This is a genomic window from Megasphaera micronuciformis F0359 (assembly GCF_000165735.1).
In the GTDB taxonomy this organism is placed as follows: Bacteria; Bacillota; Negativicutes; order Veillonellales; family Megasphaeraceae; genus Megasphaera; species Megasphaera micronuciformis.
In genome coordinates this window covers 24,296-32,386 of the sequence record NZ_GL538175.1, presented here as the reverse complement: position 1 = coordinate 32,386, position 8,091 = coordinate 24,296, and the positions used below count along the sequence as shown (strand labels likewise).

Genomic DNA, 8,091 nt, shown 5'->3' with positions numbered 1-8,091 from the left:
GTATTTTTCTTTTGCCATTGTACATTTCCTCCTTCACTAGGAAAGCGTTTGTATATATTTCTACATAGATGGGAAAATTTCAGAAATCTTCTCCGTCATATAGAAATAACCCCGAATTAACGAGGTTATTTGTGTGTGGTGGCGGCTCGGAGATTCGAACTCTGGACACTGCGGGTATGAACCGCATGCTCTAGCCAACTGAGCTAAGCCGCCAAGTATGGAGCTATTGACCGGGATTGAACCGGTGACCTTATCCTTACCAAGGATACGCTCTACCGACTGAGCTACAACAGCTTAAATACCGTCAAAAGCTTTAATTTTGTTTGCCCTCAGGCAAAAAAAATATGGTTGCGGGGGCAGGACTTGAACCTACGACCTTCGGGTTATGAGCCCGACGAGCTACCAACTGCTCCACCCCGCGACGATAATGGTGGTGGGAGAAGGATTCGAACCTTCGAAGGCGGACGCCGGCAGATTTACAGTCTGCTCCCTTTAGCCACTCGGGAATCCCACCACAAATTCTGGAGCCGACAATAGGATTCGAACCTACGACCTACTGATTACAAGTCAGTTGCTCTACCAACTGAGCTATGTCGGCATCTCTCACAGAACATAACCAATTATAGCCAATATTTTTTTATCTGTCAACATATTCCATAACATTTCATATCACCTTCCCGGCCGTCTTCCTCAAGGCGACCGGGACCCATCATCTTACCTCTTATTCTTTTTTATATATCATTATATGCATACTTTTATATAGTTTCACGTTGTCCTTGCACGAGTACGAAATTTCGAAATCGTTCAACAACGGGAAGCATAGGATGCTGCTTATGAACAGCCATGTACAGGTAGCGACGATCCGTCTTGTCGGCAATAGGAATTCGTTCAACCGCATAGTGCTTTAGTAAATAAAAATCCGGCATAATGGCTAATCCGTAGCCTGCCGCCACAAAACCCGCCATGGCATTGTCTTCTTCTATATGGCAGACTACATGCGGATGAGCATCGGCCCGTTCCAACAGAGTCTCTACCGTCGTATGCATACCGCTTCCTGCATGAAAGTGAATAAAAGGATACGGCTCTATTTCTTTTAGCGACACGGACGCCCTTTTAGCCAGGACATGATTTTCCGGCACAACCACCACAAGCCGTTCTTCCGCAATGGGATAAAACATAATTTCCGGTTCATCGGCTACAGAGGAGCAAAAAATCATATCCGTCTGTTCATCTTTTAAACTCTTTATCAATTCACGCGTCGTTCCTTGTGTAAAGTTAAACTCTATATCTTTATTCCCTTCCATGCCGTGAAAGCTTGTAATCATATCGGGAACCATCGTATATCCCATAGTATAAACAAAGCCGAGATTAATCGTTCCCTTATCGGGACGAGTATAGGCTTTCATGACCTGAAGGCCTCGATTCAACTCTTCCAGCGATTTAGTCACATAGGGATAAAACATCTTCCCGTACTTGGTCAGGAAAATATTGCGCCCCTTTTTTTCAAAAAGCCGAACGCCCATTTCTTTTTCCATATCTCGAATGGCACGATTTAAGCTGGGTTCCGTAATATAAAGAAGTTCAGCTGCCCTTCGGTAATGTTCTGTTTCCGCTAAGACCGAAAAATACTCAAGTTGTTTTAAATTCATCGTATCGCCCCTCATTTACAAATAAATCAATAGTATTTCTCTATTAACGCTGTTCAATAAACTATTAATTTTCTCGAATAAATGACATAATCAGTTTTTCCGCAAAGGCATAGATTCGGTACTTGCTATATTTATATTTTATAAAGCTATGAACTCCATACATTTTTCGCCGCTTTTTAAAATAAACTATGCGTTTATCATATCATAATTAATAGTTTTTTTGAACGAAATTATAAGAAATAAAAGCATTGTTGTTAATCTTTCTGACTCGTATAATAATCACGAAAAGAACAATTTGTTCTGTTTTTCACTTTTATTTTTCGGACTGTAAGGAGGTTCACATCATATGAGCAAGCATTTCCCTCATATTTTTGAACCCTTCACGGTAAAACGAACAACCTTCAGAAATCGTGTCGTTATGCCGCCGATGGGCTCAAACTACGCTACCTACTCCGGTGAAGTATCGGAAGAAATGAAAGATTACTACGGCCTGCGGGCTCGTGGCGGCACGGCCCTGATTACGGTAGAAAACGCCTGTATCGACTTTCCCCTTGCTACGAACGGTACAAAACAGTTGCGTATCGACGGGAAACAGTTTATGCCCGGTCTTTTCGAATTGACCGAACGTATTCATAAATACGGAGCCCTCGCTTCCATCCAGTTGAACCACGCAGGTGCTTCGGCTTACCCCGAACGTCTCGGAGGCTTACAGTCCGTTTCGTCTTCGTCCGTACCTTCTAAAGAAGGCAACCCGGCTCCTCGTCCGTTAACAAAACAGGAAATCCTGAATATCGTTCAGAAATATGCCGATGCGGCAGAACGTGCTATCGGTGCCGGTTTCGACATGGTCGAAATCCACGGGGGGCACTCGTACCTTCTCGATCAGTTCCTTTCTCCCTTGTACAACAAGCGTACAGATGAATTCGGCGGATCGTATGAAAACAGAGCCCGCTTTGCCCGTCTTGTCGTAGAGGCCGTTCGTGCCCGCGTAGGTAAATGGGTTCCCATTTCCTTCCGTATTTCCGCTGACGAATTTATTGAAGGCGGCAACACCTTGGAAGACACCTTGCAACTTCTTGAATACATCGTTCCGGAAGTGGATATTATCAACGTATCGGCAGCCGTAAACGACTCTATTCAATACCAAATCGATAAATGTGATTTACCCGATGCGTGGAGAGCTTACTTATCCGAAAGCGTAAAGAAAAAGTTCGGCAAGCCCGTAATTCTGTCCGGCAATATCCGCAATCCGCAGATTGCCGATGACATTATCGCCCAGGGCAAGACGGATTTTATCGCCATCGGTCGCGGCCTCATTGCCGATCCCGATTGGGCTAATAAAGCTCGCCTCGGCGAAACGGATCATATTCGTAAGTGTATCAGCTGTAACATCGGCTGTGCCGATCACCGTATTGCCAAATCCAAACCGCTGCGTTGTACTATTAACCCGTCCGTTATCGGCGGTGAAGCTTATAAACGTCAAAAAGTGACACGTCCCTTACATGTCGTCGTCATCGGTGCCGGTACAGCCGGCCTGGAAACCGCTTGTACAGCCGCCGAAGTAGGTTGCACGGTCACGGTTTTGGAAAAACGCAATGAAGTAGGCGGTATGGCTCGCCGTATTGCTCGCTTCCCCGAAAAGACACGTATCGAAGATTTCCCGGCCTATTTGGAAAAACGAGCTGCCGCTCTGCCGAATTTGGAAATTCGTTTGAATACGGAAGCGACGAAAGAACTGCTTGATGAATTGAAGCCGGATATTCTTTACAGTGCTACCGGTTCCGATCCCATGTTACCGCCTATCGAAGGGCTCCGTGAACTGACAGATGCCGAAGGTTCGGATATTCGTTCCGTTGAAGGCTTCATGTCCAACATTCCTTTCTACGAAAAGAATGCGGAAGGCAAGAAAGTCGTTATCATCGGTGCCGGTGCTGTCGGCCTGGACGTTATGGAATTTTTCACCTTGCGTAAAGCCGATGTTACGGTCATTGAAATGATGCCCGCTTTCGGCAAGGACTTGGATGTAGTTTCCAAATCGACCTTCCATGAACTTTTAATCAAGCACCCCGTGAATATGCACTTGGGTACGGCCCTCCAAAAGGTCAATCCCCACTCCTTCGTAGCTGCAAAAGACGGCGTAACACAGGAATATCCCTTCGACTACGGCTTCATCTGCATGGGACTCGTACCGGCTATTCCTAAGGATAATCCGTTTGAAACCTATGCCCGTGAACACGGCATTCCCTTTGATAATATCGGCAACAGCCGCAAAACGGGACAGATTATGCACGGCACCGAATCGGGCCGCAATATTATCAATACCATTGATGCCATGGGCGGCTTTGATTTATAAGACGTACAAACAGACCGGAACGGCCCTATAAGGGTCGTCTCGGGCCTGTGCATTACCGACTTTAACGGTATTTATTTTGCCGTACAAAGTGAATTTTCACACATATATCACTATTTTATTGTTTTTTCGGGAGGTATTATTATGGGAAAAATAGCTATTACGGAACGCGTTACGGGACATACGGAATTAATCGGTTTAATCGCTTACCCCATTCGCCACAGCATGTCACCGACTATGCATAATGAAGCTTTTAAAAAGTTGGGACTTGACTATGTTTATGTTTGCTTTGAAGTAGACAACAGCACCTTGGAAGATACGGTAAAGGGCTTACGTGCCATGAAGGTTCGCGGCTGGAACGTCTCCATGCCGAACAAAGGGCCTATTACTCAGTATTTGGACAAACTCTCCCCCGTTTCTCAAATCGTCGGTGCCTGCAACACGGTCGTTAACGATAACGGCGTTCTGACCGGCACAATTACGGACGGAACAGGTGCCATGCGTTCCTTGAAAGAAGAAGGCGTTGAGTACGTAGGCAAGAAGATGACCATCGTCGGTGCCGGCGGTGCCGCTACGGCTATTCTCGTTCAGGCAGCTCTCGACGGTGTTCGCGAAATTGCCGTCTTCAACCGCCGGGATGAATTTTTCCCGAAAGCTGAAAAGGTCGTGGCTCAGTTGAACGAACAGACTGAATGCAAGGTTACCTTATACGACTTGGCTGATCACGCTTCACTTAAGCGCGAATTGGACAGCAGCGACATTTACATTGACGGCACGTCGTGCGGCATGAAACCGCTGGAAGGCGTCGTAGCCATTCCCGACAAATCGTACTTACACAAGGAACTCGTAGTTATGGATACGGTATATGCACCGCGTCAGACGGAGTTGATGCGTTGGGCCGACGAAGTAGGTTGCAAAAACTTTAACGGTCTTGGCATGATGCTTTATCAAGGTGCTGAAGCCTTCAAACTCTGGACCGGCAAGGACATGCCCGTTGATTTCATTAGAGACGTTTTATTCTAAGCTACGCGACATAAAAGGAGATTTATCACTATGGAACAGACCCGTTCTTATCGCCCCTTATGCCTGAGCCTGTATCTCAACTATTTCGTACACGGCATCGGCGTATTGATTCTCGCCCAAAACATGGATGCCCTTGCTGCACGTTGGGGCAGTTTAGCCGACGTCATGAGCGTCATCGGCATGCTCGGTATCGGCCGACTCATCGTTCTTTTCGTATCGGGCAAATTATCCGACAAATACGGTCGTAAACCCTTCGTTCTCTTGGGTATGATTACCTACATTGCCTTCTTCCTCGGCATTTTAGTCAGCCCCACAACGGCCGTTGCCTGCGTCTTCGGGATTTTGGCAGGCATTGCCAACTCCTTCCTCGATGCCGGTACGTATCCGGCACTGATCGAATCGTATCCCGAAAGTGCCAGCACGGTTACAGTACTTTTGAAAGCCTTCATTTCGGCAGGGCAATTCCTCTTGCCTCTCTTCATCGGCGTCCTCGTCATGATGAATGCTTGGTACGGCTGGTCCTTTATCGTAGCTGCCGTCATCTTGGCTCTGAATTTTGTCATTATGTTGAAAATGGGCTTCCCTGCCATGAATCAAGTAGGCAACAATGACAAGAACGACGCTTCGGAAGCTCCTGTAGAAGCCCCGAAATCCAAATGGTACCTTGAAGGTATTTGCTTCGTACTGTACGGCTATATTTCTCAGGCTACCTTCTATCTTATCAGTCAGTGGCTTACAAAATACGGTGTTGCCGTGGCGCAAATGCCGGACTTGGCAGCTCGTTCCTTAATGAGCTACTACTCCATCGGTTCTTTGGCTTGCGTCTTCTTCACCGCCTTCATTACGAAAAAAGGCGTTCGCCCCATTACACTTCTTGTTGTATACACTCTGATATCCACCTTGGCTATCGGCGGTCTGTATTACTATCCGTCCGCTTCCCTGGCTCCGATTCTCTCGGCGGTCGTAGGCTTTTCCGCTGCCGGCGGCGTTATGCAGCTCGGTTTGGTTATGATGACGGAAATGTTCCCCAAGGGCAAGGGTACTATGACCGGTATTTTCTATACTACCGGCTCCATTGCTTCCTTTACCATTCCCGTTATTACAGGATATATGGCCGATAGCGGTATCAACTCCATCATGGGGCTTGATGCAGCCATCGCTTTGGCAGGATTCATCGTTGCCTGCATCATTTATGTGCGGTATAACAGTGTTATGAAAAACAGAAAAGCGGCGTAAGCCCTAGGAGGTATATAATATGGTAACTATCGGAAAAATCCCCTTGGATAACGGAATCCCCAAAATTTGTGTGCCCATCGTCGGCCGTACCGTCGACGAACTCGTTCAGGAATGCCGCTACTTGCAGGATAAAATCTACGATGTCGTTGAACTGCGTATTGACTTCCTGACAGAAGTAACAGACTTGAAAGCCGTCAACGAAGCACTTCAGGCCGTTCGCAACGAACTTCCCGACAGCGCGATTCTCTTCACCTTCCGCACGAAGGAAGAAGGCGGTGAAACACAGGTTTCGGAAGATTACTACTTTGATTTGATCCTTTCAGCCATTGAAAGCGGTCTTGTAGATGCTGTGGACGTAGAATATTTCCGTAACGCCGACAATATCTCCAAGGTCATCGCTGCCGCTAAAGCCAAGGGGGTTACCGTCGTCATGAGTAACCATGACTTTGATAAGACTCCGGCAAAGGAAGAAATCGAATCTCGTTTAATAGGCATGAAAAAGCTAGGAGCTCATGTAGCCAAGTTGGCTTGCATGCCCCAATCGGCTAAAGATGTTCTCACCTTGTTAGCCGCGACGGAACAGGTAAAATCTCAGTATCCCGATGAACCGATTATCACCATGTCCATGGGCAAGCTCGGTGCGGTCAGCCGCATTAGCGGTGAAGTTTTCGGCTCGGCTTTAACCTTCGGCTCGGCAAAAAAAGCTTCGGCGCCCGGCCAAATTGAAGTAACAGTCTTACAGAAGATTTTGGAAACCCTTCATTAAGCTGTACAAAAAAAAGACGCTGCTTGCAGCGTCTTTTTTTTGTCCTTGTAGATTATTCTTCATCAATACTGTCAATAAGCCACTTTGTATCTACCTGAACGAGCCGTACCGTTATGTCCTTCTTTCCTTCTCCCTTATCCGGCCCTATCGCATAGGTCAGAATAACCGCATCCTTACCGTCCGGTCGACTTTGTAACTTCGTCAGGTAGCCGTACCGGCTGTTGCCGTATGTACCGACCCAATTCGTAAAGGGGACCTTTCTCATAGCGGCCGGCGACAAAAGCCGATAGGCCTCGTAATAGGACTTGCTTTTAATATACGAAGCAAAGGCTTGCATCGTTTCTTCCGCCTTGACTGCATTCTGTCGTCTGCCTTCATGGGTCTTATAAGCCTTTAACGCCTTGACGGCTTCCGAAAAAGTGATAATTTGCCGGTACTGATCCTTCGTAACGCTCAAATCTCTAGCCGTTTCTAACAGCTTGTCTACAGATTCTTGCAACCGCACTTCTTCCGTTTGCCTATCGACGTTAAAATCTGTCGGAGACATCTTTACGATATGCAGGGTGCGGTCGTATATCTCTTCTTCCGCTTTCAGAAACTGTGCTATTTTCTTACTTTTTTCTTCATCATCCGCTCTATCCGGACTTTCTCTGTACTCACGTACTACTACCGTCAGTTCACGGCGATGTACCTCCATATCGTCGTAAATGCACCCGTTTTCATCAGCTGAGGAATCAGAGGCCAGCCGCGTAAGGTCCGCGGCAAAGCCTTCATTCGCCAATGCCACCCTGTCAATTACTTCTTTATTCGCTTGCCCGTACTCTATATTCCTGTATGTCGTATAAGCTCCCGCAACTGCACATAAAATACTTACGCAAACAAGGCTTACAACAGCAGACCTTGACCTCAAGAGCCTACGAATACAATGGCTTAAAAATAATAAGCTCATAATCACTTCGCCTCACCAAAGTTTTGCATATCCTTTTTCCTTATCAGGCTATGCTACCTTTTCTTTATTATGGCACAGGTAGTTTCATTTAACAAATAATTGACAGAATCTTGTTACT

6 protein-coding genes and 5 tRNA genes are annotated in these 8,091 nt (G+C 46.6%); 4 read left to right on the top strand and 7 right to left on the bottom strand.

The genetic code is table 11. The features are described from left to right. Positions 1-136: 136 nt before the first annotated feature. The 6 genes from HMPREF9429_RS00185 to HMPREF9429_RS00160 form a co-directional block, all read right to left on the bottom strand. Positions 137-213, bottom strand: a tRNA-Met gene (locus HMPREF9429_RS00185). A gap of 5 nt (positions 214-218) precedes the next feature. After that, positions 219-294: transfer RNA gene (locus tag HMPREF9429_RS00180), tRNA-Thr, on the bottom strand. A gap of 51 nt (positions 295-345) precedes the next feature. Next, positions 346-421, bottom strand: a tRNA-Met gene (locus HMPREF9429_RS00175). Positions 422-428: 7 nt separating this feature from the next. Further along, positions 429-514 (bottom strand) — tRNA-Tyr (locus tag HMPREF9429_RS00170). Positions 515-522: 8 nt separating this feature from the next. Continuing rightward, positions 523-598 (bottom strand) — tRNA-Thr (locus HMPREF9429_RS00165). A gap of 157 nt (positions 599-755) precedes the next feature. Then, positions 756-1,649: a LysR family transcriptional regulator gene (locus HMPREF9429_RS00160; protein ID WP_040773007.1), complete on the bottom strand. Its 894-nt coding sequence runs from the start codon at positions 1,647-1,649 to the stop codon at positions 756-758. Positions 1,650-1,995: 346 nt separating this feature from the next. On the opposite strand from HMPREF9429_RS00160, the gene HMPREF9429_RS00155 reads away from it, so the two are divergent. From HMPREF9429_RS00155 to aroD, 4 genes are all read left to right on the top strand, one after another. After that, positions 1,996-4,002 (top strand): oxidoreductase, encoded by a 2,007-nt coding sequence (locus HMPREF9429_RS00155; RefSeq protein ID WP_006940713.1) that lies wholly within the window; start codon positions 1,996-1,998, stop codon positions 4,000-4,002. A 141-nt stretch (positions 4,003-4,143) separates the two neighbouring features. After that, positions 4,144-5,022, top strand: a complete 879-nt coding sequence (locus HMPREF9429_RS00150; RefSeq protein ID WP_006940712.1) for a shikimate dehydrogenase — start codon at positions 4,144-4,146, stop codon at positions 5,020-5,022. Positions 5,023-5,052: 30 nt separating this feature from the next. After that, complete coding sequence (locus HMPREF9429_RS00145; protein ID WP_006940711.1) at positions 5,053-6,258, top strand: MFS transporter; 1,206 nt, start codon at positions 5,053-5,055, stop codon at positions 6,256-6,258. 19 nt (positions 6,259-6,277) lie between these two features. Further along, the gene (gene aroD / locus HMPREF9429_RS00140; protein WP_006940710.1) at positions 6,278-7,024 is read left to right on the top strand and encodes a type I 3-dehydroquinate dehydratase; all 747 of its coding nucleotides are present in this window, start codon (positions 6,278-6,280) and stop codon (positions 7,022-7,024) included. A 52-nt stretch (positions 7,025-7,076) separates the two neighbouring features. Here aroD and HMPREF9429_RS00135 read toward each other — a convergent pair whose 3' ends face one another. Then, positions 7,077-7,973 (bottom strand): hypothetical protein, encoded by an 897-nt coding sequence (locus HMPREF9429_RS00135; RefSeq protein WP_006940709.1) that lies wholly within the window; start codon positions 7,971-7,973, stop codon positions 7,077-7,079. Positions 7,974-8,091 lie beyond the last annotated feature (118 nt).